The sequence below is a fragment of the Cohnella sp. GbtcB17 genome, from assembly GCF_019091135.1.
Classification (GTDB): Bacteria; Bacillota; Bacilli; order Paenibacillales; family Paenibacillaceae; genus Cohnella.
The window spans coordinates 1-26,995 of record NZ_JAGXJW010000062.1 but is presented as its reverse complement, the minus strand read 5'-3'; the positions used below and the strand labels follow the sequence as shown (position 1 = coordinate 26,995).

The 26,995-nt window shown below is 62.1% G+C and carries 22 protein-coding genes; 15 read left to right on the top strand and 7 right to left on the bottom strand.

Annotated features, from left to right (window positions below; all coding sequences use genetic code 11):
* Positions 1–332 precede the first annotated feature (332 nt).
* Both ileS and KVT38_RS27090 read left to right on the top strand, forming a co-directional pair.
* A complete protein-coding gene (ileS, locus tag KVT38_RS27095) occupies positions 333–3,434 on the top strand; it encodes an isoleucine--tRNA ligase (RefSeq protein ID WP_217596873.1) in 3,102 nt (1,033 codons plus the stop codon).
* 163 nt (positions 3,435–3,597) lie between these two features.
* A complete protein-coding gene (locus KVT38_RS27090) occupies positions 3,598–3,963 on the top strand; it encodes a DUF5665 domain-containing protein (RefSeq protein ID WP_217596872.1) in 366 nt (121 codons plus the stop codon).
* Positions 3,964–4,004: 41 nt separating this feature from the next.
* Here KVT38_RS27090 and KVT38_RS27085 read toward each other — a convergent pair whose 3' ends face one another.
* Entirely contained in the window at positions 4,005–4,748 is a 744-nt protein-coding gene (locus tag KVT38_RS27085) for a TraR/DksA C4-type zinc finger protein (RefSeq protein ID WP_254639592.1), read from the bottom strand.
* A 220-nt stretch (positions 4,749–4,968) separates the two neighbouring features.
* Between KVT38_RS27085 and lspA the strand changes: the two genes are divergently transcribed.
* The 13 genes from lspA to KVT38_RS27020 all read left to right on the top strand — a co-directional run bounded on the left by lspA (position 4,969) and on the right by KVT38_RS27020 (position 19,448).
* Positions 4,969–5,499 (top strand): signal peptidase II, encoded by a 531-nt coding sequence (gene lspA, locus KVT38_RS27080; protein ID WP_217596871.1) that lies wholly within the window; start codon positions 4,969–4,971, stop codon positions 5,497–5,499.
* Positions 5,500–5,551: 52 nt separating this feature from the next.
* Positions 5,552–6,502 carry an RluA family pseudouridine synthase gene (locus KVT38_RS27075; RefSeq protein WP_217596894.1) on the top strand — a complete coding sequence of 317 codons (951 nt, stop codon included), beginning with the start codon at positions 5,552–5,554 and terminating at the stop codon, positions 6,500–6,502.
* 118 nt (positions 6,503–6,620) lie between these two features.
* On the top strand, positions 6,621–7,874 hold the full coding sequence (locus KVT38_RS27070; protein ID WP_217596870.1) for an LL-diaminopimelate aminotransferase: 1,254 nt from the start codon (positions 6,621–6,623) through the stop codon (positions 7,872–7,874).
* Positions 7,875–8,114: 240 nt separating this feature from the next.
* On the top strand, positions 8,115–8,717 hold the full coding sequence (gene pyrR / locus KVT38_RS27065) for a bifunctional pyr operon transcriptional regulator/uracil phosphoribosyltransferase PyrR (protein WP_217596869.1): 603 nt from the start codon (positions 8,115–8,117) through the stop codon (positions 8,715–8,717).
* A gap of 53 nt (positions 8,718–8,770) precedes the next feature.
* Positions 8,771–10,090 carry a dihydroorotase gene (locus KVT38_RS27060; protein WP_254639591.1) on the top strand — a complete coding sequence of 440 codons (1,320 nt, stop codon included), beginning with the start codon at positions 8,771–8,773 and terminating at the stop codon, positions 10,088–10,090.
* A 5-nt stretch (positions 10,091–10,095) separates the two neighbouring features.
* Complete coding sequence (gene carA / locus KVT38_RS27055; protein WP_217596868.1) at positions 10,096–11,241, top strand: glutamine-hydrolyzing carbamoyl-phosphate synthase small subunit; 1,146 nt, start codon at positions 10,096–10,098, stop codon at positions 11,239–11,241.
* A complete protein-coding gene (gene carB, locus KVT38_RS27050) occupies positions 11,228–14,443 on the top strand; it encodes a carbamoyl-phosphate synthase large subunit (RefSeq protein WP_217596867.1) in 3,216 nt (1,071 codons plus the stop codon). The genes carA and carB overlap by 14 nt, the downstream gene beginning before the upstream one ends.
* A gap of 128 nt (positions 14,444–14,571) precedes the next feature.
* A complete protein-coding gene (gene pyrF, locus KVT38_RS27045; protein WP_217596866.1) occupies positions 14,572–15,315 on the top strand; it encodes an orotidine-5'-phosphate decarboxylase in 744 nt (247 codons plus the stop codon).
* Positions 15,312–15,965 (top strand): orotate phosphoribosyltransferase, encoded by a 654-nt coding sequence (gene pyrE / locus KVT38_RS27040; RefSeq protein ID WP_306795367.1) that lies wholly within the window; start codon positions 15,312–15,314, stop codon positions 15,963–15,965. The genes pyrF and pyrE overlap by 4 nt, the downstream gene beginning before the upstream one ends.
* 222 nt (positions 15,966–16,187) lie before the next feature.
* On the top strand, positions 16,188–16,433 hold the full coding sequence (locus KVT38_RS27035) for a hypothetical protein (protein WP_217596865.1): 246 nt from the start codon (positions 16,188–16,190) through the stop codon (positions 16,431–16,433).
* 366 nt (positions 16,434–16,799) lie between these two features.
* Positions 16,800–17,843: an ABC transporter ATP-binding protein gene (locus KVT38_RS27030; protein WP_217596864.1), complete on the top strand. Its 1,044-nt coding sequence runs from the start codon at positions 16,800–16,802 to the stop codon at positions 17,841–17,843.
* Positions 17,840–18,658 (top strand): ABC transporter permease, encoded by an 819-nt coding sequence (locus tag KVT38_RS27025; RefSeq protein WP_254639590.1) that lies wholly within the window; start codon positions 17,840–17,842, stop codon positions 18,656–18,658. Before KVT38_RS27030 ends, KVT38_RS27025 begins: the two co-directional genes overlap by 4 nt.
* A 4-nt stretch (positions 18,659–18,662) precedes the next feature.
* Entirely contained in the window at positions 18,663–19,448 is a 786-nt protein-coding gene (locus tag KVT38_RS27020) for an ABC transporter permease (RefSeq protein WP_217596863.1), read from the top strand.
* 53 nt (positions 19,449–19,501) lie between these two features.
* Here KVT38_RS27020 and KVT38_RS27015 read toward each other — a convergent pair whose 3' ends face one another.
* From KVT38_RS27015 to glnS, 6 genes are all read right to left on the bottom strand, one after another.
* Positions 19,502–21,457, bottom strand: a complete 1,956-nt coding sequence (locus KVT38_RS27015) for an FtsX-like permease family protein (protein WP_217596862.1) — start codon at positions 21,455–21,457, stop codon at positions 19,502–19,504.
* A complete protein-coding gene (locus KVT38_RS27010) occupies positions 21,432–22,208 on the bottom strand; it encodes an ABC transporter ATP-binding protein (protein WP_217596861.1) in 777 nt (258 codons plus the stop codon). The genes KVT38_RS27015 and KVT38_RS27010 overlap by 26 nt, the downstream gene beginning before the upstream one ends.
* A 109-nt stretch (positions 22,209–22,317) precedes the next feature.
* A complete protein-coding gene (locus tag KVT38_RS27005) occupies positions 22,318–23,433 on the bottom strand; it encodes a sensor histidine kinase (RefSeq protein ID WP_217596860.1) in 1,116 nt (371 codons plus the stop codon).
* Positions 23,426–24,157 (bottom strand): response regulator transcription factor, encoded by a 732-nt coding sequence (locus KVT38_RS27000; RefSeq protein ID WP_217596859.1) that lies wholly within the window; start codon positions 24,155–24,157, stop codon positions 23,426–23,428. The genes KVT38_RS27005 and KVT38_RS27000 overlap by 8 nt, the downstream gene beginning before the upstream one ends.
* Before the next feature lie 67 nt (positions 24,158–24,224).
* A complete protein-coding gene (gene nagZ, locus KVT38_RS26995; protein WP_217596858.1) occupies positions 24,225–25,628 on the bottom strand; it encodes a beta-N-acetylhexosaminidase in 1,404 nt (467 codons plus the stop codon).
* Positions 25,629–25,733: 105 nt separating this feature from the next.
* Positions 25,734–26,995 (bottom strand): glutamine--tRNA ligase (gene glnS / locus KVT38_RS26990; RefSeq protein ID WP_217596857.1); only part of this gene is annotated, 1,262 nt, incomplete at its 5' end.

Sequence of the window (26,995 nt, the reverse complement as noted above, 5' to 3'; positions counted from 1 at the left end):
CGTGCGGATGAACCATCCCAGAGAGTTGGCGGCTGCTGCGAGCCAACGTTGGACGCCGCGTCGCCCATCCTCCCCGAGACGCCGATCCGAACGTCCGGTCATTGCGCCGGATCATTAAGACCGGCCGAACGTCCCTCGTTAAGGGATACCGGATCGACCGCCATGCCGATTGCATGCCGGGCCGTCCGGCTTGAGCGCCGCTCTTTTCCCCATATGGGCGAGATTGCGGCTGAACAAGGGTGGTACCGCGAGCGATGTCTCGTCCCTTTACGGGACGGGGCTTTTTTTATTTTCAGACCGCAGTAAATCCGACGAGAAAAGGAATGATGGTCATGCGTCGCGTGGACGTAAAAGAAAAAGCCCGCAGCCGCGAGCTGCGCGTATTGGAGCAATGGAAGGCCGAGGACACGTTCCGCCGGTCCATCGAAAACCGCAACGGCAAGCCGAACTTCGTCTTCTACGAAGGCCCGCCTACGGCGAACGGCAAGCCGCACATCGGGCACGTGCTCGGCCGCGTCATCAAGGACTTCGTGAGCCGCTACAAGACGATGTCCGGCTATCGCGTCACCCGCAAGGCCGGATGGGACACGCACGGCTTGCCCGTCGAGCTCGGCGTCGAGAAGCAGCTCGGCATCTCGGGCAAGCAGGAGATCGAGAACTACGGCGTCGAGCCGTTCATCAAAAAGTGCAAGGAGAGCGTGTTCGAGTACGAACGCCAGTGGCGAGAACTGACCGAGGCGATCGGCTATTGGACCGACCTCGACAATCCGTATATCACGTTGGAAAACAAATACATCGAGAGCGTGTGGCATCTGCTGTCCACGATCCACGGCAAAGGGCTGCTGTACCGCGGCCATCGCGTCAGCCCGTATTGCCCGGACTGCCAGACGACGCTCAGCTCGCACGAGGTCGCACAGGGCTACGAGGACGTCAAGGACCTGACTGCAACGGCGAAGTTCAAGCTAAAGGACAGCGGCGAATTCGTCCTCGCCTGGACGACGACGCCTTGGACGCTGCCGTCCAACGTCGCGCTCGCCGTGCATCCGGACATCGAATACGTGCGCGTCGTCCAAAACGGCGAGACGTTTATCGTAGCCGGCACGCTGGCCGACAAAGTCATGAAGGGCGAGTACGAGACGCTCGGCACCGTGCGGGGCAAAGACCTCGTCGGCCTGGCCTATGAGCCGCTGTTCCCTTACGCGGGAGGTCCGCTCGACGGCGCGTACCGCATCATCGATGCAGCGTTCGTCTCCGACTCGAGCGGTACGGGCATCGTCCATATCGCGCCGGCGCACGGCGAGGACGACTATCGCGTCGCCCGCGAGCACGGCGTACCGATGCTGCAGCTGGTCAACGGCCAGGGCCGCTATACCGACGAGGTGAAGGGCTTTGCCGGACGCTTCGTCAAGGATCCGGAGGTCGACATCGACATCGTGAAGTCGCTGTCCGAGCGCGGCCTGCTGTACCACAAGGAAAAGCACGAGCACAGCTATCCGTTCTGCTGGCGCTGCAAGACGCCGCTGCTGTACTACGCGACCGAGAGCTGGTTCATCAAGACGACGGCGGTCAAGGAGCAACTGATCGAAAACAATAAAGACATCGCCTGGTATCCCGAGCACCTGCGCGACGGCCGGTTCGGCAAGTTCCTCGAGGACCTGGTCGACTGGAACATCAGCCGCAACCGCTACTGGGGCACGCCGCTCAACGTATGGACTTGCGACGACTGCGGCGCGGAAAAATCGCCGGGCAGCATCGCGGAACTTCGCGCGGCGGCCGTGGGCGAGGTCGCCGAGGACATCGAGCTGCACAAGCCTTACGTCGACGCCATCGAGCTGCGCTGCGCATGCGGCGGCACGATGCACCGGACGCCGGAGGTGATCGACGTCTGGTTCGACAGCGGCTCGATGCCGTTCGCGCAGCAGCATTATCCGTTCGAGAACAAGGAGCGCTTCGAGGAGCAGTACCCCGCCGACTTCATCTGCGAGGGGATCGACCAGACGCGCGGCTGGTTTTTCAGCCTGCTGGCCGTCTCGACGCTGTACAACGGCAGAGCGCCGTACAAATCGGTCATCTCGACGGGGCACGTGCTCGACGAGAACGGTCAGAAAATGAGCAAATCCAAGGGCAACGTCATCGACCCTTGGGACATCATCGAGGAGTTCGGCACCGACGCCTTCCGCTGGGCGCTGCTCGCCGACAGCGCACCTTGGAACAGCAAGCGCTTCTCAAAAGGCATCGTCGCCGAAGCGAAGTCGAAGGTCGTCGACACGATCGTCAACACGCATGCGTTCTACGCGCTGTATGCGACGATCGACGGCTACAAGCCCGAGGAGCATGCAGCGAAGCGTTCCGAGAACAAGCTGGACCGCTGGATTCTGTCGCGCCTCAACTCGCTCGTTGGCGCTACCGTCGAAGGACTCGATGCGAACGACTTCCTGAATCCGGCGAAGCGCATCGAGGCGTTTGTCGACGAGCTGTCCAACTGGTACGTGCGGCGCTCCCGCGACCGCTTCTGGGGAAGCGGCCTCGGCGAAGACAAGGTCGCAGCCTACCAGACGCTCGGCACCGTGCTGCTGACGCTGGCGAAGCTGATCGCGCCTTACCTCCCGTTCCTTGCCGAGGATCTGTACGGCAACCTGGGCGGCAAGGGCAGCGTCCATCTGGCCGACTATCCGGTCGCCGACGCCGGCGCGATCGACGCCGCGCTCGAGCGCGACATGGAGACGGCCCGCGGCATCGTCGAGCTCGCGCGCAACGTGCGCAACGAGACGGGGCTCAAGACGCGCCAGCCGCTGTCCGAGCTGCTCGTCGCGCTGAGCGTGCCGTTCGACGCCGCCGAATACGAGGAGATCGTCAAGGACGAGATCAACGTCAAAGCCGTCACGCTCGTGACCGAAGACAGCGGCTTCGTCGACTACACGCTTAAGCTGAACCTGAAGCTGGCGGGCAAAAAGTACGGCAAGCATGTCGGCCCGATCCAGGGCAAGCTGAAGTCGCTGTCGGCCGAGGAGGCGCGCGCGATCGTGTCGTCCGGCGAGCTGTCATACGTTTCGCCCGAAGGAGAGGCTCTCACGGTGACGCTCGACGAGCTGCTCATCGAAAAGCAGGCGAAGCCGGGCTTCGCTTCGGCCTCCGGCGGCGGCGTCACCGTCGCGCTCAACACCGAGCTGACGCCGGCGCTCGTGCAGGAAGGCATCGTGCGCGAAGTGATCCGGGCCGTGCAGGACCAGCGCAAAAAGCTCGATCTGCCGATCGAGCAAAGGGTCGGCCTTGTGCTCGAGGCGGACGCCGAGACCGAAGCGGCGCTCCGCGCCTTTGACGACGTGCTGCGCGACAACGTGCTCGTCAACGACGTATCGTTCGGCCGCACCGACGCGACGGAGACGGTGCAAGCCGGCGAGCTGCGGATCGGCATCGCGATCGTGGCAGGCTGAACGCCGGCCGTTCCGCATCGATCGGGTATGAACCGTCGCGATTTGAGCCAACCTGAATAAGAGCAGGAAGCGATAACGAGTCCTGTCCGCAAGCGAACGACAGCCATTTGGCCGGTGTTCCCGCGGCAGGGCTCGTTTTTGCGCGGGGAGGCGAAAGAGCGGCATGAGCGAGAACAAGCCCGGCGCGAGGCCGGACACGCGGTTGAAGACGCTGGCGGAGGAGGCGGGCGCGCTGCGCCGCTTGCTCGAGGGATTGTCCAAGCGGCTGGACGAGCTGGCGGTGCAGATGGAAAAAGCGCAGCTGAGAGATTACGTCAATCTAATGAGCAGACCCTGGCAGCTCATCTGGCGCAACTGGCTGTCGGGCATCGCAAGAGGGATCGGCATTGCGCTCGGCTTTACTTTTTTCGCGGCGACGATCGTATGGCTCCTTCAAATCCTCGGCGCGCTGAATTTGCCGATCATCGGTGACTATATCGCCGAGATCGTCAAAATCGTGCAGCGACAGCTGGAAATCGAGCATTATTAGCTGAGGCAAAAATAAACGCCCGCCCGAAGGCAGGCGTCCGTTCAATCGCCGGTTTGACCGTCCGACCAGTCGTCCGGTTCGAGCAGCCCCTCGCCCTCGTGCGCTTCGAGATATCTGCGATAGGCGCTATTGCGTACGATGCCGCTCGAGTGGCCGGTAATATCTGCCGCAAGAAAGCTCTCGATCGGCTCGACGAAGCCGTCGTTTTCGTCCGACTCGATATAAATGGCATTGTAATCGTCGTTATTGTTGCCTTCGGCCATCGCGGGACTGTCCGAATTGCCCCACGATTCGACGATTTGCCAGGCGTCTTCGCCGTCGAAGCCGTTCTGCTCGTCGCTCTCGTCCATGCTGGTGCGCCCGAACGGCGGGTGCAAAAAGAGTTCCTCCGCCGGCCGTCCTTCTTTTTCGGCCTGAACCGGTTCGTGCTCCACGCAGTAAACCGCCGTAGGCATCGCCAGCAGCCGCTCTGCCGGAATGAACTTGCCGCACGCTTCGCAAATGCCGTATTCGCCCGTTTCCATGCGGCGTATGGCGGCTTCCACCTTTTCGAGCGTCAGCGCTTCGCGTTCAAGCAAGGCGATGTCCTTGGCCCGCTCGAACGTCTCCGTGCCGGCGTCGGCTGGGTGATTGTCGATGCCGCTCAGCTCGCCCGTCGCGTCGCGGTAGCTGTCGACGAGGCCGAAATGTCCGTTCGCGCCGACGCGGCTCTCGATGTCGGCCCGAAGCGCCAGCAGGCGCCGGCGCTGCTCAAGCATAAAGCTATCGGACAACGTGCGATGCATGCCGATCCCTCCTTGATTGTCGCGAAGCGACGTAACGTTCCATACGACAGCTAGTTTGTGCGCAGGGGCGAAAAATCATGTCGGGCAGGAGCAGGGCATGTACTGGAGATGCTGCCGCGATTTGGGGGAAGACGTTGGACGCCCGCTCCGGCGGTATGTTAAAATCAGTGCATTCGGCCAAAGCGGTCAGAATCATTCGCGGAAGGGCGGCAATCCGGACATGCAACGACGTCAAATCGGCTTATGGGTGTACTATCTCGCAGCTGCGGTCGTATTCGCCATCGATTACGTATCCAAGAAGATCATCGAGCACAACCTGGAACTGAACGAGCAAATCAAGGTCATCGGCAACTTTTTCCTCATCACGTTCATTCACAATCGGGGAGCGGCCTTCGGCATCTTGCAGGAGCAGCGCTGGTTTTTCTTGCTCATCACCGTCGTCGTCGTGGGCGCCATCGTCATCTATTTGAACCGGTCGCACCGGAACAACAGAAGGCTGATGCTCGCCGCGCTGTCGCTCATCCTGGGCGGAGCGCTCGGCAACTTTCTCGATCGCGCGATTTACGGACAAGTCGTCGATTTCCTGCAGCTCAACTTCGGATCTTATACGTTCCCGATTTTTAATATCGCCGATTCCGCAATTGTCGTCGGCGTATGTCTGATCATTCTCGATTCGCTGCTCACGCCCGCATCGACACAGGAGACCAACAATGAAAAACCGAACGAACCGAGCGAACATCAGCCGGTCTGAACAAGATGATTTGACAGCGGCGGCGCTTCCGGTAGGGGAGCGTCCGTTCGCGATGTCCGACGAGGACGAAGAAGGCGCTTCGAACGCGATGTCCTGGGAGATCGGCGAGGAGGTCGCGGGACAGCGGGTCGACAAGTTTCTCGCCGGCGCGATCGAAGACGAGTCCGTGTCCCGCTCGCAAATTCAGGATTGGATCCGCGACGGCCATGTGCGAGTAGGTGGCTTGCAGGTGAAGCCCAACGCCAAGCTGCCATCCGGCAGCGTGCTCACCTTGAACAGGCCCGACGCCGCGCCGATCGAGGCGCAGCCCGAAGACATTCCGCTTAACGTCGTCTATGAAGACGGGGACGTCATCGTCATCGACAAGCCGCGCGGCTTCGTCGTCCACCCTGCGCCTGGACATGCCTCAGGCACCGTCGTCAACGCACTGCTGCATCACTGCGGCGACCTGTCGGGGATCAACGGGAGTCTGCGGCCGGGCATCGTGCACCGCATCGACAAGGATACGTCCGGCCTGCTCATGGCGGCGAAGAACGATCTCGCGCATGCCTCCCTCGCCGAGCAGCTCAAGGATCACTCCGTCACGCGGCGCTATACGGCGCTCGTGTACGGCAACGTGCCGCACGACCGCGGCACGATTGACGCGCCGATCGGGCGCGACACCGGGGACCGCAAGCTGTTCACGGTCACGGAAAAGGGAGCGAAACGGGCCGTCACGCACTTCACCGTAATCGAACGGTTCGGGGATTATACGCTGGTCGAGCTGCAGCTCGAGACGGGCCGCACCCATCAGATTCGGGTGCATATGAAGTACATCGGCCATACGATCGTCGGCGATCCTTTTTACGGCGGTCGCTCCGGGCGAACTCTCGGCATGCAGGGACAAGCGCTGCACGCCGGCGTGCTCGGCTTCGATCACCCGCGCTCCGGGGAGCGGCTCTTGTTCGAGGCGCCGCTGCCCGAAGACATGGAGCACGCGCTGCACATGCTCCGCACGCGCTAGAATTTCTGCAAATGATCGACGGATTTGTCCATGGCGGCGAGGGCCCGTTTTAAGGCATAGTGGTACCATAGCAAGCGATCCCATCACACGTCCGCCATCGGACAAGGAGTGTCTTCCAGTGAGCGTCGAACAATATCAAGGAACGTTTATTCAACAGCAATTCGCGGACCGCATCGGCGGCGCGAACTATGGCAAGGATACGAACATCTACAAGTTCGAAAAGATCAAGCGCGCCAAGGCTGCCGCCAAAGCGGCGTTCCCGGACATCGAGCTGATCGACCTGGGCGTAGGCGAACCCGACGAGAAGGCCGACGACGGCATCATCGCCAAGCTGGCCGAAGAAGCGGCCAAGCCGGAAAACCGCGGCTACGCTGACAACGGCATTCCCGAATTCAAGGCTGCGGCCGCGAAGTACCTGAAGGAAGTTTTCTCGGTAGACGGCATCGACCCGGTCAACGAGATCGTCCACTCGATCGGCTCCAAGCCGGCGCTCGCGATGATGCCTTCGGCGTTCATCAACCCGGGCGACGTCGCGATCATGACGGTACCCGGCTATCCGGTGCTCGGCACGCATACGAAGTATTTGGGCGGCGAAGTGTACAACGTTCAGCTGACGAAGGAAAACAACTTCCTGCCCGATCTGTCCGCCATTCCGGCCGGCATCGCGAAGAGCGCCAAGCTGCTGTACCTGAACTACCCGAACAATCCGACCGGCGCGGCGGCTACCCCCGAATTTTTCGCGGAAGTCGTCGAATGGGCGAAGAAAAACGAAGTCGTCGTCGTGCACGACGCGCCGTACGCCGCGTTGACCTATGACGGCGTGAAGCCGCTCAGCTTCCTGTCCGTGCCGGGCGCCAAGGATGTCGGCGTCGAGCTGCATTCGCTGTCCAAGTCGTACAACATGACCGGCTGGCGGATCGGCTTCGTTGCCGGCAACCCGCTGATCGTGAAGGCGTTCAGCGACATCAAGGACAACAACGACTCCGGCCAGTTCATCGCGATCCAGAAGGCCGCTGCTTACGGCCTTGCGAATCCGTCGATCACCGAAGCGATCGCGCAGAAGTATTCGCGCCGTCACGACCTGCTGGTCGCCGCGCTGAACGAGATCGGCTTCAAGGCCGAAAAGCCGAAGGGCTCGTTTTTCCTGTACGTCGAAGCCCCGAAGGGCATCAAGGGCGGACAGCGCTTCGCGACGGGCGAGGATTTCTCCCAATTCCTCATCCGCGAGAAGCTGATCTCTTCCGTACCTTGGGATGACGCGGGCCACTTCGTCCGCTTCTCCGTCACGTTCCTTGCCGCCGGAGAGGAAGAAGAACGCCGCGTCATCGGCGAGATCAAGCGCCGTCTGACGGACGTCGAATTCGAGTTCTGATCGTCGCACATGCGGGAGCCCGAGGGCTCCCGCTTTTTGTTGACAGTCCCTGTCGAAAATGAGATAATAGGCCTCAATGAACTCGTACCTTTAATTCAGTCCCGTGAGACTGGCAAGGTGGCGCGAATACTACGGATAAGATCCGACGCGGATTGTACCTGGACCGGCTATGAGGTCCGCTTTCCCGCCGTCATCATCTTCGTGTGTCCCGACCTCCTTGGCTGCCAAGGAGGTTTTTTGATGCCGTCTTACCGAGAAGGAGGAGGCGCACCCGTGCAGGAATCCCCGAACATCATTATGGACGAGGCTGCGATTCGCAGGGCGCTGACGCGGATCGCGCACGAGATTTTGGAGAAAAACAAAGGGATCGAAGGTTGCGCCATCGTCGGCATCCGAACGCGGGGCGTGTACCTGGCCCGAAGAATCGCCGAGCGGATTCGCGAGATCGAAGGGAGTCCGATCGCGGCATGCGAGCTGGACATCACCCGGTATCGCGACGATCGCCCGCTCGTAGACGGGGCGTCCGTCGGCGTCGTGTGCAGCGACGGAGACCGCTCTTTCGACGTGAAGGACAAGCGCATCATCCTGTTCGACGACGTACTCTATACGGGCCGCACGATCCGGGCCGCGATGGACGCGCTTATGGATTGCGGACGGCCGCAGTCGATCCAGCTGGCCGTGCTCGTGGACCGCGGACACCGCGTGCTGCCGATCCGGCCCGATTATGTCGGCAAAAACGTGCCGACGTCGAAGCACGAGCAGATCGAGGTGTCGCTGACGGAGATCGACGGCGACGATCGCGTGATGATCAAGCACCCGCGTGAGGCCGAAATCGGCGGCTGAGCATATCGTAATGAGCTGGGCTTTTTTACTAGCAAAAGGAGGAAAATAATCCTTTGACGACGACCTGGATACTTAACGGACTGACGATCGATCCCAAGACCGGACAGACGGTCAAGAAGCATTTGAAGCTGGACAATGGCCTGGTCGCCGAATGGCTCGACGGGTCCGCTTCGCCGGACGTCGGCGGCGCGGAAACGATCGATGCCGAAGGCAAGCTCATATCGCCCGGGCTGATCGACATGCATGTCCACCTGCGCGAACCGGGCTTCGAACATAAAGAAACAATCGCGACCGGCACGGCGTCGGCGGCGAAAGGCGGCTTCACGACGATCGCCTGCATGCCGAACACAAGGCCTGTCATCGACACCCCGGAGACGGTGAAGCTGGTGTTGGACAAGGCCGAAGCCGCTTGCGGCGTGCGCGTCCTGCCGTACGCGGCCATCACCAAAAACGAGCTCGGCCGCGATCTCACCGACTTCGAGGCGCTTAAGGACGCGGGCGCGATCGGCTTCACCGACGACGGCGTCGGCGTACAGGACGCGCAAATGATGAAAAACGCAATGACGCTGGCCAAGTCGATCGATATGCCGATCATCGCGCACTGCGAGGACGATTCGCTCGTCGTCGGCGCGGCGGTAAGCGAGGGCGCTTTCGCGAAGAAGCACGGCCTGAAGGGCATCCCGAACGAATCCGAAGCGATCCACGTCGGCCGGGACATTCTGCTCTCCGAAGCGACCGGCGTGCACTATCACGTCTGCCACGTCAGCACCGAGCAGTCGATCCGGCTCATCAAGCTGGGCAAGTCGATCGGCGTGAACGTGACCGCCGAGGTGTGTCCGCACCACCTGCTGCTGTCGGACGAGGATATTCCGGACAGCATGGACGCCAACTGGAAGATGAACCCGCCGCTGCGAACGCCGCGCGATGTGGAGGCTTGCATCGGGGCCTTGGAGGATGGGACGATCGACATCATCGTCACCGACCACGCGCCGCACAGCGAGGAAGAGAAGGCGAAGGGCATGGAGCGCGCGCCGTTCGGCATCGTCGGCTTCGAGACGGCGTTTCCGCTGCTGTATACGAAATTCGTCAAGACGGGCCGCTGGACGCTCGGCTTCCTGCTGAGCCGGATGACGAGCGATCCCGCCCGGGTGTTCGGACTGAACACGGGGTCGCTCGAGGTCGGATCGCCGGCGGACATCACGCTGATCGATCTCGATAGCGAACGCGAGGTCGATCCGGCGAGCTTTCTGACGAAGGGACGCAACACGCCGTTCACGGGCTGGAAGCTGTCGGGCTGGCCGACGCTTACGATAGTCGCGGGCCAGACGGTCTGGAGCGAAGAGCAAGGCATACTTAAGAGCAGCGAGGAGTGATCGGGATGCAAGCGAGACTTTTACTTGAAGACGGCACCCTGTTTACGGGGCAATCGTTCGGCGCTGAGGGCGCTTCGGTCGGCGAGGTCGTATTTAATACAGGCATCACAGGATATCAGGAGGTCATCTCGGATCCTTCCTACTGCGGGCAGATCGTCACGATGACGTTTCCGCTGATCGGCAACTACGGCATTACGCGCGACGACTTCGAGTCGGTGCGGCCGTTCATCCACGGCTTCGTCACCCGCCGCTACGAAGAAGTGCCAAGCAACTGGCGCGCCCAGGATTCGCTCGGCCATCTGCTCAAGGAGTACGGCATCATCGGCATCACCGAAGTCGACACCCGGATGCTGACGCGGATCATTCGCCGCCACGGCGTCATGAAAGGCATTTTGACGACGGGCAGCGAGCGCGTCGAGGAGCTGCAGGAGCGCATGGGCACGACGCCGCTGCCGCGCAACCAGGTCGCCTGGACGTCGACCAAAAACGTATTTTCGAGCCCCGGCACCAAGGAGCGCATCGTGCTGATCGATTACGGCGCGAAAAGCGGCATCCTGCGCGAGCTGACGCAGCGCGGCTGCGACGTCATCGTCGTGCCGCACAACACGACGGCCGACGAGATCCGCCGCCTGCACCCGGACGGCATCCAGCTGTCCAACGGCCCCGGCGACCCCAAGGACGTGCCGGAGTCGGTCGAGACGGTCCGCCAGCTGCTCGGCGAGTATCCGATCTTCGGCATCTGTCTCGGCCACCAGCTGTTCGCGCTCGCTTGCGGCGCCGACACCGAGAAGCTGAAGTTCGGCCATCGCGGCGGCAACCATCCGGTCAAGGAGCTTGAATCCGGCCGCTGCTACATCACTTCGCAAAACCACGGCTACACGGTCAAGGAAGAGTCCGTCGCGGGCACCGACCTCGTCGTGACGCATATCAACAACAACGACAAGACGATCGAAGGCCTGAAGCACGCCAAGTTCCCGGCCTTCAGCGTCCAGTACCATCCGGAAGCCGCTCCCGGACCGTTCGACAGCAGCTATCTGTTCGACCAGTTCCTGGAGATGATCCGCGAGCACAAGCTGAATAACCCCGAACGCCCGCGGCAAGCGCAACTGTCGGAGATGCTGAGAGGAGAACTGCAGTATGCCCAAAAATAATGAACTCAAAAAGATTCTCGTCATCGGCTCGGGTCCGATCGTCATCGGCCAGGCGGCCGAGTTCGACTACGCCGGCACGCAAGCCTGCCAGGCGCTGAAGGAAGAAGGCCTCGAGGTCGTCCTGATCAACAGCAACCCGGCGACGATCATGACCGATACGAACATGGCCGACAAAGTTTACATCGAACCGATCAACCTCGAGTTCGTCTCCCAGATCATCCGCCAGGAGCGTCCGGACGGCTTGCTGCCGACGCTCGGCGGCCAGACCGGCCTCAATATGGCCGTCGAGCTGGCGCGCGCGGGCGTGCTTGAAGCCGAAGGTGTCAAGCTACTCGGCACCCAACTGACCGCGATCGAGAAGGCCGAGGACCGCGATCTGTTCCGCGAGCTGATGCGCGAGCTGGAGCAGCCGGTGCCGGAGAGCGAGATCGTCACGACCGTGCAGGAAGCGGTCGACTTCGCCGACACGATCGGCTATCCGGTCATCGTACGTCCGGCCTATACGCTGGGCGGCACGGGCGGCGGCATCGCCGGCAGCGAAGAGGAGCTGCGCGAGATCGTGGCCAACGGCCTTCGCTACAGCCCGATCGGGCAATGCCTCATCGAGAAGTCGATTGCCGGCATGAAGGAAGTCGAATACGAAGTCATGCGCGACGCGAACGACAACTGCATCGTCGTCTGCAACATGGAAAACTTCGACCCGGTCGGCGTCCATACGGGCGACTCGATCGTCGTGGCGCCGAGCCAGACGCTGTCCGACCGCGAGTATCAGATGCTGCGTTCGGCTTCGCTCAAGATCATCCGCGCGCTGAACATCGAAGGCGGCTGCAATGTGCAGTTCGCGCTCGATCCGCACAGCTATCAATACTACGTCATCGAAGTCAACCCGCGCGTCAGCCGTTCTTCGGCGCTCGCCTCCAAGGCGACGGGCTACCCGATCGCCAAGATGGCGGCGAAGATCGCGGTCGGCTACACGCTCGACGAGATCGTCAACCCGGTTACGGGCCAGACGTACGCTTGCTTCGAGCCGACGCTGGACTACATCGTGAGCAAGATCCCGCGCTGGCCGTTCGACAAGTTCACGGACGCCAACCGCAAGCTCGGCACGCAAATGAAAGCGACCGGCGAAGTGATGGCGATCGGCCGCACGTTCGAGGAATCGATCCACAAAGCGGTCCGCTCGCTCGAGATCGGCGTGCACCGCCTGCTGCTCAAGGGCGCGGAAGAGCTTGACGAAGAGACGCTGACGACTCGCCTGGCCAAAGCCGACGACGAGCGCCTGTTCCTCATCGCCGAAGCGTTCCGCCGCGGCTGGAGCCTGCAGAAGATCCAGGACACGACGAGCATCGACTGGTGGTTCCTCGACAAGATCGAGCGCATCGTCTCGTTCGAGGACGTCATTCGCCGCGAGCCGGGCCTCACGCCCGAGACGCTGTACAAGGCGAAGCGCATGGGCTTCACGGACCGCGCGATCGCCGAGCTGCGCCGCGAAGGCCAGGGCGCGTCCGCCGCGCTGACGGTCGAAGCCGACATTCGCGCGCACCGTATCGAGCAGGGCCTGAAGCCCGTATACAAGATGGTCGACACCTGCGCGGCCGAGTTCGAAGCGACGACGCCTTATTATTACTCGACGTACGAGACCGAGAACGAAGTCATCCCGAGCGACAAGCAAAAGGTGATCGTGCTTGGCTCCGGTCCGATCCGCATCGGCCAGGGCATCGAGTTCGACTACTCGACCGTGCACGCCGTATGGGCGCTCCGCAACGCGGGCTACGAAGCCGTCATCATCAATAACAATCCGGAGACGGTATCGACCGACTTCAACACGTCGGACCGCCTCTACTTCGAACCGCTCTTCTTCGAAGACGTCATGAACGTCATCGAGCAGGAGCAGCCGCTCGGCGTCATCGTTCAGTTCGGCGGCCAGACGGCCATCAACCTGGCGGGTCCGCTGTCCAAGGCCGGCGTGCGCATCCTCGGCACCTCGCTCGACAGCATCGACGAAGCCGAAGACCGCAAGCGGTTCGAGGCGCTGCTGCGCGGGCTCGACATCGCCCAGCCGAAGGGCAGCACCGTCACCTCCGTCGACGAGGCGGTCGGCACGGCGCAGGAGCTCGGCTATCCGGTGCTCGTACGTCCTTCGTACGTCCTCGGCGGACGTGCGATGGAGATCGTCTACTCCGACGAAGAGCTGCTGAGCTACATGAAGGTCGCGGTCAAGATCAATCCGGAGCATCCGGTGCTGATCGACCGTTACATGCTCGGCAAGGAGATCGAAGTCGACGCGATCTGCGACGGCGAGACGGTGCTCATCCCGGGCATCATGGAGCATGTCGAGCGCGCTGGCGTCCACTCCGGCGACTCGATCGCAGTGTATCCGCCGCAGACGCTGTCGGACGACATCAAGCAGCAGGCGGTCGACATCACGATCCGCATCGCCAAGGCGCTCAAGACGGTCGGCCTGGTCAACATCCAGTTCGTCGTCTGGCAGGATAAAGTGTACGTGATCGAGGTCAATCCGCGCTCCTCGCGTACGGTGCCGTTCCTGTCCAAGGTAACGAACATCCCGATGGCGAACCTGGCGACCCGCGCGATCCTCGGCGAGAAGCTGGCCGATCTCGGCTACAAGGACGGTCTGTGGCCGGAAGACGAGCACGTGTCGGTCAAGGTGCCGGTGTTCTCGTTCGCCAAGCTGCGCCGCGTCGACCCGACGCTGACGCCGGAGATGAAGTCGACGGGCGAGGTCATGGGCCGCGACCGCCACTTCGCGAAGGCGCTGTTCAAGGGACTTATCGGCTCGGGCATGAAAATTCCGCAATCGGGCTCGATCATCGCCACGATCGCCGACAAGGACAAAGACGAAGCGATCGGCATTTTGCGCGGCTTCTACAACCTCGGCTACAAGCTGATCGCGACCGGCGGCACCGCCGATGCGCTCGAGGCGGCCGGCATGCGCGTCAAGCGCTGCGCCAAGCTGAGCGAAGGCTCGCCGAACATCGTCGATCTGATCCGCACCGGCCAGGCGCAGTTCGTCGTCAACACGCTGACGAAGGGCAAGACGCCGGAGCGCGACGGCTTCCGCATCCGCCGCGAAGCGGTCGAGAACGGTGTCGTGTGCCTCACGTCGCTCGACACGGTGAGCGCGCTGCTGCACATGCTGCAGGCGCTGCGCTTCTCGAGCGAACCGATGCCGGTTTATTAATAAATAGCGCGCCATGCCCGGTCTTCCGCTAGCTTCATCGGCGGCGGATCGGGCTTCTATATGGGCGAAATGCCACAAAAACGCACCATCATGCGTTTTAAAACCGAAACGGGAGGCGGAAATAGACGATGACGTTAACGCTGACGCGCAAGGAAGCGGCGGCCAAGATCATGGTCGGGCTGGACAAGCCCGACGCGCAGGCGGCGCTTGAGGTCGCAGCAAGGCTCGAAGGTACAGGCTGCTGGGTCAAGGTCGGCATGGAGCTGTTCTACGCCGCCGGCCACGAGATCGTGCTGGAGCTGAAGAAGCGCGGCTTCAGAATCTTCCACGACCTGAAAATGCACGACATCCCGAACACGGTGCGCGGCGGCGCGCGCAGCATCGCGCGCATGGGCGTCGATATGTTTAACGTGCATGCGGCCGGCGGCAGCGCGATGATGCAGGCGGCCATGCAGGGCGTGAACGACGCGGTGGCGGCCGGCGAAGCGCAGGCTGCGCCGCTCATCATCGCCGTCACCCAGCTGACGAGCACGAGCCGGGAGACGCTGAACGGCGAGATCGGCATCGCGGGCAGCGTCGAGGAAGCGGTCGTGCGCTACGCCGTGCTGGCCAAGCATGCGGGACTGCAGGGCGTCGTCGCCTCGCCGCTTGAGGTTGAAGCCATCAAGGCGGCCTGCGGCGAGAGCTTCCTCACCGTGACGCCGGGCATCCGCCCGGCCGGCGCGGCGCTCGGCGACCAGGCGCGCGTGACGACGCCGCGGGAAGCGGTGGACGGCGGCACGGACTACCTCGTCATCGGCCGTCCGATCGTAGCCGCGCCCGATCCGGCGCAGGCGCTCGAATCCATTTTGAAGGAGCTGACCGAAGCATGAGTGAGTCTGTAAACCTTGCGCAGCTGCCGTCCGTCATCGCGGGCGCGCTGCTCGACATCGGCGCCGTATCGCTACGCCCGCAGGACCCGTTCACCTGGACGAGCGGCATCAAGTCGCCGATCTATTGCGACAACCGGCTGACGATGTCGTACCCGGCGATCCGCCGCACGATCGCGGAGGGCTTCGCAGCCGTCATCCGCGACAAGTATCCGGACTGCGAGGCCGTCGCCGGCATCGCGACAGGCGGCATTCCGCATGCGGCGTGGATCGCCGACATTCTCGGCCTGCCGATGCTGTACGTGCGCGACAAGGCCAAGGGCCACGGCAAGACGAACCAGATCGAAGGCAAATTCAAGCCGGGACAAAAGGTCGTCCTGATCGAGGACCTCATCTCGACCGGCGGCAGCTCGCTGAAGGCGGCTGTTGCGGTTCGCGACGCGGGCTGCGAGGTGCAGGGCGTCATCGCCATCTTCACTTACCAGTTCCAGAACGCACTGGACGCGTTCGCCGCCGAGTCGGTGCGGCTCGATACGCTGTCGAGCTATAGCGCGCTGATCGACGTCGCGCTCGCGCGCGGCGCGGTCCGCGAGCAGGACGTGGCGCTGCTGCAGGAGTGGCGCAAGGATCCGAAGGCGTTCGTCTGGGCTTAATCCCACGCAGCTAAATAAGCCCGGCCTTTCGTCCGATCGGACGAAAGGCCGGGCTTTTCGGCATTAAATCGGCCCATGGAGCCGCAGATGACAAATTGTTACTGCGTTGCTTTCCTTGTCGTTGATTCAATCTGCGCTCACCGGGTTAATGAACATCAATACGGTGCAAACGAGACGCTGGAACGAATAGATAACAACGACAAAGAGAGGTTGATTTGAATCATGAACACGGACATCTACCAACAACTGCTGACCGAGACCGAAGATTTGCTCTACCGGGTACGCATTTACGATCGCGACATGGTTCACACCGACGAGATCATCGAAATGGATCAGACGCACGAGATGATCAGCAGCCTGCGCTGGATGGGCGAGAGCGAGATGTTCCGCACCAAAGCGATCGAGAAGCTCATCCGCATGCGCCACCGACTGATGACGATGATGGAGGATCTGCTGTTTACCGCATAACAAAAAAACCTTCGGCATTCCGCTTCGACAGCGGACGTGACCGAAGGTTTTTTTTGCGGAGACGAATCCGCCGCTTCGATGAAAATATTCGATACCGGCCATCGGTAACGTTGATTGGAAAAAACGGCGAAAACGGTTGTTCGAAATCGGCCCGGCTGGTAATATCTATCATCAAACGGAAGGGTTTCTAGGGAGCCGACGCCTCGCAGCCAGCCTGGCGGTCGAACCGAGCGAGACCGATGAGGCGATAGCCTTCTTACACCGTAGGGATAAAAGACCTTCGGCAAGTTCCGCCACTAGGCGGGTTTGCCGCGGGTCTTTTTTGGCTTGGAACGCGGCTGCGCCCTATCATAAGGAGGGAAAAAGATGAAGCTGGCACTCGAGACGAGGGCGCTCGGCAAGACGTTTAAGGTGAAGGAAAAGCAGGCGGGATTGCGCGGGAGCTTGAAGTCGCTGTTCGCGCCACAATGGAAGGAGAAGACCGCGGTCGACCGCATCGATCTGTCAGTGAGCGCGGGAGAGACGGTCGCCCTGCTTGGTCCGAACGGCGCGGGCAAGTCGACGACGATCAAAATGCTGACCGGCATTTTGCATCCGACCGCCGGGGAGGCGACCGTGGCGGGACTTGTGCCATGGCGCGAGCGGACGAAGCTGGCGTATCGGATCGGCACCGTCTTCGGGCAGAAGTCGCAGCTGTGGTATCATTTGCCGCCGGTCGACACGTTCGAGCTGATCAGCCGGGTCTACGAGCTCGATCGCGTCGATTATGCCAGGCGAAGGGATCGGCTGGTCGAGCGGTTCGAGCTCGGCCCCTATATGCATACGCCCGTGCGCAAGCTGTCGCTCGGCGAGCGCATGCGCTGCGAGATTGCCGCGTCGTTTCTCCACCGCCCGCAAATTTTATTTCTCGACGAACCGACGCTCGGGCTCGACGTCGTCGTCAAGGAACGGATTCGCGAGATCATCCGGGAGCGCAATCGCGAGGAGGAGACGACGGTGTTCCTTACGTCCCACGACGCGGGAGACGTCGAACGGCTCTGCTCGCGGGCGATCGTCATCCATCACGGCGGCGTGCTGCTCGATCGTCCGGTCGCGCTGCTGCGGCGGGAGCTGCTCAGCGGCAAGACGATCACGGTGACGCTGGCGGACGCCGAGGACCCGGCTTCTGTCGCCGAATGGTTCGGCCGGCGCGCTTGGTCGCCGATGCCAGAGGGCGTGGAGCTGGCGGCGATCGAAGGAAGGCGCATCCGCCTTGCGATCGACCTGGCGCGAACGGATATGAACGAGCTACTCGCCTCGCTGACGCAAGCGGCGCGCATCGCGGATTTGACCGTGGAGGACCCGACGCTCGAGGACATCATCAAGCACATCTACGGCATGGAAAAGACGAAGGGAGGCGAGCCGACTTGAACCGAACTTACGGCTACATCTCAGTCGCAGGGCGCAAGCAGCTGGCCGTCGTGCGGATCGCCCTGCGTCAGCAATGGGCATACAAGACGGATTTCCTGCTCCGGGCCTGCCTGCTGCTGCTCCTGCTGTACGTTCTCGGGCAGCTGTACGGCGCCGCCTATGCGGGCGACTACGACCGGGCGATCGGCGGCTTCACGCTCCGGCAGGTCGTCTGGTACCTCGTATTCACCGAAGCGATCACGATGGCGGGGCCTCCCGTCGGCGCCAGAATCGAAGAGGAAGTCAAAAACGGGGACATCGCTGTCCGCCTGACGAGACCGCTGTCCTACGTCGGCTTTCATTATGGCTCTTATATGGGCGAAGGCGTTTTGCGTTTTATCGTCCTGCTGGTCGCCGGCGGGATGGTCGCCTGGCTGACGGTCGGACCGCCTGCGCTTGGCTATGGCCCGATCGCTTATTTACCGCTGGCTTTGCTCGGCTTAACGTTATCCTTTTTGATGACGGCGGCCGTCGGGTTGTGCGCATTCTGGGTGGAGGAGACGCGCGGGCTGGAGTTCGTGCTGCAGAAGCTGACGTTTACGGCGGGCGGCTTGCTCATACCGATCGATCTCATGCCCGAGTGGCTGCAGCGCGTATGCGCCTGGCTGCCGTTTCAGGCGGCGCTGTACTTGCCTGCCCGCCTCGGCGTCCGGTTCGACGGCCAGGAGCTGCTGCGTGCCTGCTCGCTTCAGCTCGCGTGGATCGCCGCGCTTTCGCTGCTCGTCGCTTTCATTTTCAGGAGAGGGGCGGGGAAGCTTCATGTCAACGGGGGGTAAACGAATGTCCGGCACGGCTCGCTTCCTGCTCGCGAGCTGGAAGGTCAATCTCGCTTCGGCGCTGGAATACCGGCTGAGCTTCTTTTTGCTGGCGGGCATGATGTTCGTCAACAATATGATTTGGCTGTTTTTCTGGTATTTGTTTTTCGGCCGGTTTCCGGTCGTGAGCGGCTGGGAAATGGGAGACGTCATGCTGCTGTGGGCGGTGTCCGCAGGCGGCTTCGGGTGGGCGAGCGTGCTGTTCGGCAACTTTCCGCGTATCGCCGCGATCGTCTCGTCCGGCCAGTTGGACGTCTACCTGTCCCAACCGAAGCCCGTGCTGCTGAACGTGCTGACGAGTCGCATGTCGGTGACGGGCGCAGGCGATTTTATTTTCGGCATCATCGTCTTCCTGTGGGTCGGCGAGCTTACGCCGAGAGGCTGCTTGCTGTTCGCCTGCGCGCTGTTCGTTTCCGGCGTTTTGTTTATCGGCGTCATGGTGGTCGCGGGCTCGCTCGCTTTTTGGATCGGCAATGCAGAAGGCATTGCCGGCCAGGTATTCGGCAGCTTTATTGCATTGACGACTTATCCGACCGGCATCTTCCGCGGCGCCGCCAAGATCATTTTGTTCACGGTCGTACCCGCCGGCTTTATCGGTTATATGCCGATCGGACTTATGCGCGATTTTAATCCGGCGTTTGCCACCGCCGCTTTCGGCGCCGCCGCGTTCTTTGCCGCCTTCGGTGCGCTGCTTTTCCGGGCGGGTCTTGCCCGGTACGCTTCCGGCAACGCGCTGGCGATGCGAAGCTAAAAAACAAGCGCCCTTCGGACGCGATGCCGAGGGGCGCTTTGAGTGCAGCTGCGTTATTCGGTCGCCGTGCGGCCGCCGCTGCGGATGCTCCGCAAATAGGTGGCGCAGGTGACGGCGAAGTAGGCAGCCTGCATGGCCAGGTAGATGCCGAATACAACGGCTGCGTACTTGAGGATCGGGCTGCCGAGCAGATTGCCGAGCGCCTGGATGGCGAACAGGGCGTGTACGCTGCCGACGACGCAGGGGATGAGGAAGACGAGGCCGACCTGCGTGACGACGATGCGCCTGATCTCGGCGGCGGTCATGCCGATACGGGACAGCGCCTTGAACTGGGCCTGATCGTCCTGCAGCTCCGTGAACAGCTTGAAGTAGATGAGACTGCCCATCGCGATAAAAAACAGCAGGGAGATGAACAGGCCGATGAAAAGTGTCAGCGAGATCGATTGGTTGGTGGAAACGTAGCTCGGCACTCTGTACGTCTGCGCCTGCGATTTGAACGCCGGATCGATCTCCTTCTCAATTTTGCTTACCGTGTCCTCGCTATGCTCCCAGTTCGACCATTCGTAGCCGTAGCTGACGAGCCGGCTCCCGGAAGGCGCCGATGCGCTCAATTGCGCGAAGCTGGCGTCGTCGACGACGAGCACGTAGGTTGCGAAGGAGACGGGGCTTGTGACCGCCCCCGCATACTGGTCGGTCAATTGCAGCTTGACCGTATCCGTGCCGAGCGCCAATCGAATCGCACCGTTCTGGATAGGACGGTAGCTCTCCATTTCTTGATAGGGCAGAATCAGCACGGCCTCGTCGCCTGCCGGAGCCGCGGTCTTGCGGCCAAGCAGCTTGGCTTCGCGGTTGTAGTCGCTCTCGGACACGATCATGGCTTCCAGAGGGCTGTTTATGGCGGCCGCATCGTCCTTCGCGATACGCTCGCCGAGCAGACCGGACAGCTTCTGCTCACGGGTGATATGCAGGCCGTCGTCGCGGGCGATCCGCGTCACCTCGGCGGGATCGATGACCTGGTGCGCGCCTTCGCCTCGCTCGACAAAGCCGATCGCGAACGGCGCATGATCGAGGATTTGCGATTTTTGAAGCTGCTGCAGCACGTAGACGGTGCCCGAGGCCGACAGAACGACCGCGCTCATGACTGTGATGACGAACAGGAGCCGCGCGTTGTCCTTCATCTTATAGACGAGCTGGGAGACGGACAGCATGTTCGTGCGATCGTAGTAGAACCGCTTGCGGCGCATGAGCAGCCGCAAAATCGCAACGCTGCCTTGGGCGTACAAAAAGTAGGTGCCGACGACGGTAAGGCCGACGACCGGCAGCGTGAGCAAGAGAAAGGAGCGCGCGTTCATCGTCATCGCGAGGGCGTACCCGCCTCCCAGCGTCAGGAAGCCGACGACGGCGGCCCAAACGGACAGGCTCGGCTCGGGCTTCGGCTTGCGCGCTTCGCGCAGCAGCTCCACGATCTCGGAGCGGCCGACCCTAAAGAGCGTGAGCAGCGTGATGATCATGAACAGGGCGAAAAAGCCGGCCGCCGTCATCCATAGGGCGGCGGGGGGCGCCGCGAAGCGAATCGTCTCTCCGCCGTCCAGCAGCGCGCCGAGCGCCAGGAAAAATAGCTTGCTGAACAGCATGCCAAGACCGATGCCGGCCGCGATGGATACCGCCGCGATGAACGCGCTCTCGTACAGCACCATTTTGCGGATCTGGCCGCGCGTCATCCCGAACAGCGTGAACAGGCCGAATTCCTTTTTGCGCGTCTTCATAAAGGCCGAATTCGAGTAGAGAACAAAGAAAAAAGAGAAGATGATTATAAGAAATTCGCAGGCCAGCATGCCTTGCTTCACCTGGAGCGCGCCCTTGATCTCGCCGCTCTGAACGTCGGGATGAAGCAGAAACGCGGCATAAAGGTAGAAGATGAGCACGGAGAACACGCTGCTTAAAATAAAGGCGCTGTACGCGCGCCAGTTGCCGCGGACGTTGCTAAGCGCGAGCGAACGGAATGTCATCGAAATTCCCTCCCAGCACGCTTAAAGCATCCAAAATTTGCTGGAAAAACGCCTGCCGGTTCACGCCGCGGCGAATCTCCGAAAACAGCTTGCCGTCCTTGATAAACAGGACGCGCTTGCAGTAGCTCGCGGAAAACGGGTCATGCGTAACGAGCAGTACGGTCGCGGACAGGCGCTCGTTCAGATCCTGCAGCGCATTCATGACGTCCTTGGCGGACTTCGAGTCGAGGTTGCCGGTCAGCTCGTCCGCGAGCAGCAGGGACGGCTCATGGATGATCGCTCGTGCGATCGCCGCGCGCTGCTTCTGGCCGCCCGATACTTCGTAGGTTCGCTTGCCCAGAATGCCTTGAATGCCGAGCAGCTCGGCGATCGAGCGCAGCTTCTGCTCGATGACCGCCGGCTTCGCGCCTTCGAGCACGAGCGGCAGGATGATGTTTTCCTTGATCGGAAGCGTGTCGAGCAGGTTGAAGTCCTGGAAGACGAAGCCGAGCTCGCGCCGGCGGAACAAGGCGATGTCGCGTTCGCTCAAGCTGACCGGGTTCGTGCCGCCGATCTCGAGCGTCCCGGACGTCGGCTTGTCGATCGTGGCGAGCAGATTGAGCAGCGTCGTCTTGCCGCTCCCCGACGGGCCCATAATGCCGACGAATTCGCCCTTGTCGACGGAAAGGTCGATCTGGTCGAGTGCATGGTAGGCGACGCCGCCCTTGGCGCCGTATACTTTGGACAATCCTTGTGTTTTAAGCACTTGCATGCGGGTGAACCCTCCTGCCTGTTGTCTTTATAGCTCAAGTATAGCGGCGCCCGGAGGGTGGGCCCATCGATTAAGCTTTCAATTCGGGCGCATGAACCTTACAAAGTTGTCACGTTCGGCCGCGCTCGCCGTTCAAGCGGTGGATGCCGGACGGGCGAAACTCCAGCGTAGCCGTCGTGCCTTCGCCCTGCTCGGAGTCGATGCGAAAACCGATGCCGAGCCGCGCGCAGGCTTGCTTGGCAAGGTAGAGTCCCATGCCCGTCGACTCGCCGGTCAGCCGGCCGTTGCTCCCGGTAAAAAAGGGCTCGAACAATCGAGGCAAATCCTCGGCCGCGATGCCGATTCCTTCGTCGGTCACGCGAAGCAGCGCCGCCCCTTCCGGTCTTTGTTCGATCCGGATCAGAAGACGCTGCGGGTCTTCGCTTTTTTTGGCGTATTTGATCGCGTTGGACACGAGCTGGCCGAGGATGAATGCAAGCCACTTGGCGTCCGTCTCCACCGTAGCTTCACCTTCGAGCGATGGGAAGATCGAGCGCCTGATAAAAGGACGTTTATATTCGCCCAGCACCGCGCGCGCGATCTCGGACAGCGAGACTGCGCGAAACGACGCGTCCAGCTCGAACTTGTCCAGCCTTGACGTATGCAGCATCGTATCGAGGCCGTGCCGCAGCCGGTCGGTCTCTTCCAGGACGCTGCGTTCCGTATCGCCGGACCTCGCGGCACCCGCAGGATCGGGATGCCGCTGCATGAGCAGCTCGATGACGGACAATGGGGTTTTCATCTGATGGACCCAGCGCGCCGTGAAGTGGCGGTGGAACTCCTGCTGCCGGCGCAAAGCGCTCAGCTCGTTGGCGTGGACTGTATACAGCCGCGCCATCAGCTCGGCTATCGCCCTTTGCTCGCGCGTGACGGGAGAAGCGAGCGCGAGCGAGGCGGAGGCTTCGCCCGCCGCCGCCTGCCGCCACGCTTCGGCCAGCTCGCGCGCGAACGCCTTGCGCCGCAGCCAGCCGGCGGCGAGCCATACGGAGATGACGAGCGCGACGAGCAGGGCAATGTAGGCATCGTCGGCCCAGGATAGGGGTAGGCCGACGTTCCACAGCAGGAGCTGGACGAACGACAGCGCGAGCACAACCGCCACGACGATGACGACGATCACGGGGATTCGATCGACGAAGTAGTCCTTGAACGTATAGGGCGCCTTGTCTTCCTTGTCGCGTTCACTCATGGACGGCCGCCGATCCGCCGCTGTCTTCTGCGTACGGCCGCAGGCGGTAGCCTTGACCCCGCACCGTGTCGATCGCGCCGCAGAGGCCCAGCTCCTCAAGCTTGCGGCGAAGCCGGGTGACGTTAACCGTCAGCGTATTGTCGTCCACGAACTGGACGTCGTCCCACAGCGCCTCGAGCAGCTCCTCGCGCGAGACGATGCGGCCGGCCTGGCGGAGCAGGGCGTGCGCGAGCTGCCGTTCGTTTTTGGACAGCGGCACCCGCGCCCCCCGCCACGACAGCTCGCTGCGGCCGATGTCGAGCGCGAGATCGCCGGCGGCGACCGTGTCGGCGCTCGGCTGCGCCTGCCCGCCGGCGTATTCGCCGTAGGCGCGCCGCAGCGCGCTTTTGATTTTCGCCATGAGCAGGTCGAGCGGGATCGGCTTGGCGACATAGTCGTCGCCGCCGTTTTCGATCGCCATCACCTGGTCCATCTCGCCCGAGCGCGCGGACAGGAAGATGATCGGCGCGTTCGAGCGCAGGCGAATCTGCCTGCACCAGTAGTAGCCGTCGAAGTACGGCAGGTTGATGTCGAGCAGCAGCAGGTGGGGCTGCACGTCCTCGAATTCGGCGGCGAGATCGCGGAACCGGCTCGCGACATGCGTATTGAAGCCGTACCTTTCTATATAATCTCGCAGCAGCGCGCCGATTTTTTCGTCGTCCTCGACGATCATGATGCGGTACATGCGGCCGGAGCCTCCTTGTCGAATCGGATTGTTTAAGTTAGATATGGCTGTCGCACGGCTTCTTCCGCTAGCGGTTCGCGTTCGCCACGTCGGCCAGCCAAGATCCGATATCAGCGTTCAGCTTTTGCAGCTCCGGCATCGCTGTCGCCGCATCGCTTAATTTGTAGCGCGACTTCAGCGTCAGAATACGCGTAACGCTCTCGTCGATTCGCGCCTCCGTCAGTTTTCCCCCCTTTACGGCGTTCAGCAGCGCCTTGTACACTTTGCGTTCGACGTCGTAACCGTGCGCGACAAGCAGAATGTCGCTGCCCGCCGACACGCTCTTGACGGCGGCGTCCGCCAGATCGTAGTGCTTGGCAATCGCGCCCATCGTCATATCGTCGGTGATGACGACGCCTTTGTAGCCGAGCTTGCCGCGCAGCTGATCACCGATGATCACCTTGGAAAACGAAGCGGGCGCGTCCGGATCGATCTCCGGAAACAAAATATGCGCGACCATGACGGCGTCCGCCTGCTCCCCGATCGCCGCCTTGAACGGCACCCATTCCAGCTTGGCCAGCTGGTCGGCCGTCTTGTTCAGCACGGGCAGGTCCAGATGCGAATCGACCGCCGTATCGCCGTGGCCGGGAAAATGCTTGACGACGGAAACGACGCCTTCCTCGCGCAGGCCGCGCATGGCGGCCAGACCCATGCGCGTCGTCAGCTCGGCAGTCCCGCCGAACGAGCGGGTGCCGATCACCGGGTTGTCCGGATTGCTGTTAATATCGAGCACCGGCGCGAAGTCGACGTTGAAGCCGGCCGAGCGCACCTCGCGCGCCAGCAGCTCGCCCATGCGCGTCGCCAGCTTTTCGTCGCCGGTTTTCCCGACGACGGCCGCCTCGGGAATCTTTTTGTAGCTGGACGGAAGGCGGCTCACCTTGCCGCCCTCCTGGTCGACGCTGACGAAGATGGGCGCGTTGCCCGCCTTGACGTTCGCTGCTTTGATCGCGTTGATGAGCTTGACCGTTTTCGACGCGTCCGCGATGTTGTCTTTGTACAGAATGACGCCGCCGATACGGTCTTCCCGGATCATTCGCAGCGTCGAGGCATCCGGCGCCGCGGTGCCTTCGAAGCCGGCCAGAATCATCTGTCCGACCTTCTCCTCAAGGCTCATTTTTGCGATCCGATCCTTGATCGGATCGGAAGAAGCGGAGCCTTCCGTCGGCTTGGCGGTAGGCGAAGCGGACGCAGAGGGGGAGGAGGAAGCGGACGCGGATGGCGAAGGCTCGAGCGACGGAGATGCGGAAGGGGATGCGCCAGGCGTGGCCGCCGGCGCCGAGACCGAAGGGCTCGCCGGCGCGGTCTGGGAGGCCGAGCCCGATGGGCCGCCGCAGCCGGCCAGAAGCGCGATCGCTGCAGCGGATATGGCGACGGCGCGCAGCGATTGAAGGGGTAGAGACAGCGGCGCGCGGATGACTTTGTTGCGGGACATAATGAACCTCCTTTTTGATAGGACCGGCTGAGTGAAAAAGCCCCCGCCGCGGCTGCGGCGAAGGGGCTGGATCGGGATATGGATGCGCCAAAGCGGCGCTTCGGATCAGGCTTTGGCGGCGTCGAAGGAGCTCTTGAGCGACACGATCCGGTTGAACGCCGGCCGCCCCGGCACGCTGTCCTTCGGATCGACGTTGAAGTAGCCGTGACGGAAAAACTGGAATTTCTCCTGCGTGGCCGCGTCCTTCATGCCGGGCTCGACGAACCCGGACAGCGTCTCGAGCGAATGCGGGTTGATACGTTCGAGGAACGTCTTGTCCTCCGCGTCGTCCTCGTCCGATTCGTCCATTATGAGCGGCTCGTAGAGGCGGAAGTCGGCGGGCACGGCGTGCGCCGCCTCGATCCAATGGATTGTGCCCTTGACCTTGCGGCCGGTGAAGCCGGAGCCGCTCTTCGTCTCGGGATCGTACGTGCAGCGCAGCTCGACGACTTCGCCGGCTTCGTTTTTGACGACTTTCTCGCATTTAATGAAGTAAGCGTGCTTGAGGCGCACCTCGTTGCCCGGGAACAGGCGGAAGTACTTGGCCGGCGGCACCTCCATGAAGTCGTCCTGCTCGATATAGATCTCGCGGGAAAACGGAATGCTGCGGCTGCCCATCTCTTCGTTCTCGGAATTGTTCTCCGCGTCGAGCCATTCCGTCTGTCCTTCGGGATAGTTCGTGATGACGACCTTGAGCGGCCGCAGGACGGCCATCGTGCGCAGCGCCTTGAGCTTCAGGTCCTCGCGGATAAAGTGCTCGAGCATGCGCTCGTCCACGACGCCGTAGCTCTTGGCGACGCCGATCTCGCGGCAGAAGGCGCGGATCGCCTCGGGCGTGTACCCTTTGCGGCGAAGGCCGGAGATCGTCGGCATGCGCGGATCGTCCCAGCCGTCCACGACCTTCTCGTCGACGAGCTGCTTGAGCTTGCGCTTGCTCATGACTGTGTTGGTCAGGTTCAGGCGGTTGAACTCGTACTGGCGCGGCACGCTGGGCATCTCGCACTCGGCGACGACCCAATCGTAGAACGGGCGCTGATCCTCGAATTCGAGCGTGCAGATCGAGTGGGTGACGCCTTCGATGGCATCCTCGAGCGGATGCGCGAAGGCGTACATCGGATAAATGCACCAGGCGTCCCCCGTGTTGTGATGATGCGCGTGCACGATCCGGTAGATGACCGGGTCGCGCATGTTGACATTCGGCGACGCCATGTCGATCTTGGCGCGCAGCACCTTTTCGCCGTTGGCGAACTCGCCGTTTTTCATGCGCGCAAACAGCGCGAGATTGTCCTCGGGCGAGCGGTCCCGGTAGGGGCTCGGCTTGCCGGGCT

What these genes read in the sequence shown, in the direction of transcription:
- ileS (WP_217596873.1), top strand. Translation starts at nt 333, where the DNA reads ATGCGTCGCGTGGACGTAAAAGAAAAAGCCCGCAGCCGCGAGCTGCGC.
- KVT38_RS27090 (WP_217596872.1), top strand. Translation starts at nt 3,598, where the DNA reads ATGAGCGAGAACAAGCCCGGCGCGAGGCCGGACACGCGGTTGAAGACG.
- KVT38_RS27085 (WP_254639592.1), bottom strand. Translation starts at nt 4,748, where the DNA reads ATGCATCGCACGTTGTCCGATAGCTTTATGCTTGAGCAGCGCCGGCGC.
- lspA (WP_217596871.1), top strand. Translation starts at nt 4,969, where the DNA reads ATGCAACGACGTCAAATCGGCTTATGGGTGTACTATCTCGCAGCTGCG.
- KVT38_RS27075 (WP_217596894.1), top strand. Translation starts at nt 5,552, where the DNA reads ATGTCCGACGAGGACGAAGAAGGCGCTTCGAACGCGATGTCCTGGGAG.
- pyrR (WP_217596869.1), top strand. Translation starts at nt 8,115, where the DNA reads ATGCCGTCTTACCGAGAAGGAGGAGGCGCACCCGTGCAGGAATCCCCG.
- carA (WP_217596868.1), top strand. Translation starts at nt 10,096, where the DNA reads ATGCAAGCGAGACTTTTACTTGAAGACGGCACCCTGTTTACGGGGCAA.
- carB (WP_217596867.1), top strand. Translation starts at nt 11,228, where the DNA reads ATGCCCAAAAATAATGAACTCAAAAAGATTCTCGTCATCGGCTCGGGT.
- pyrF (WP_217596866.1), top strand. Translation starts at nt 14,572, where the DNA reads ATGACGTTAACGCTGACGCGCAAGGAAGCGGCGGCCAAGATCATGGTC.
- pyrE (WP_306795367.1), top strand. Translation starts at nt 15,312, where the DNA reads ATGAGTGAGTCTGTAAACCTTGCGCAGCTGCCGTCCGTCATCGCGGGC.
- KVT38_RS27035 (WP_217596865.1), top strand. Translation starts at nt 16,188, where the DNA reads ATGAACACGGACATCTACCAACAACTGCTGACCGAGACCGAAGATTTG.
- KVT38_RS27030 (WP_217596864.1), top strand. Translation starts at nt 16,800, where the DNA reads ATGAAGCTGGCACTCGAGACGAGGGCGCTCGGCAAGACGTTTAAGGTG.
- KVT38_RS27020 (WP_217596863.1), top strand. Translation starts at nt 18,663, where the DNA reads ATGTCCGGCACGGCTCGCTTCCTGCTCGCGAGCTGGAAGGTCAATCTC.
- KVT38_RS27015 (WP_217596862.1), bottom strand. Translation starts at nt 21,457, where the DNA reads ATGACATTCCGTTCGCTCGCGCTTAGCAACGTCCGCGGCAACTGGCGC.
- KVT38_RS27010 (WP_217596861.1), bottom strand. Translation starts at nt 22,208, where the DNA reads ATGCAAGTGCTTAAAACACAAGGATTGTCCAAAGTATACGGCGCCAAG.
- KVT38_RS27005 (WP_217596860.1), bottom strand. Translation starts at nt 23,433, where the DNA reads ATGAGTGAACGCGACAAGGAAGACAAGGCGCCCTATACGTTCAAGGAC.
- KVT38_RS27000 (WP_217596859.1), bottom strand. Translation starts at nt 24,157, where the DNA reads ATGTACCGCATCATGATCGTCGAGGACGACGAAAAAATCGGCGCGCTG.
- nagZ (WP_217596858.1), bottom strand. Translation starts at nt 25,628, where the DNA reads ATGTCCCGCAACAAAGTCATCCGCGCGCCGCTGTCTCTACCCCTTCAA.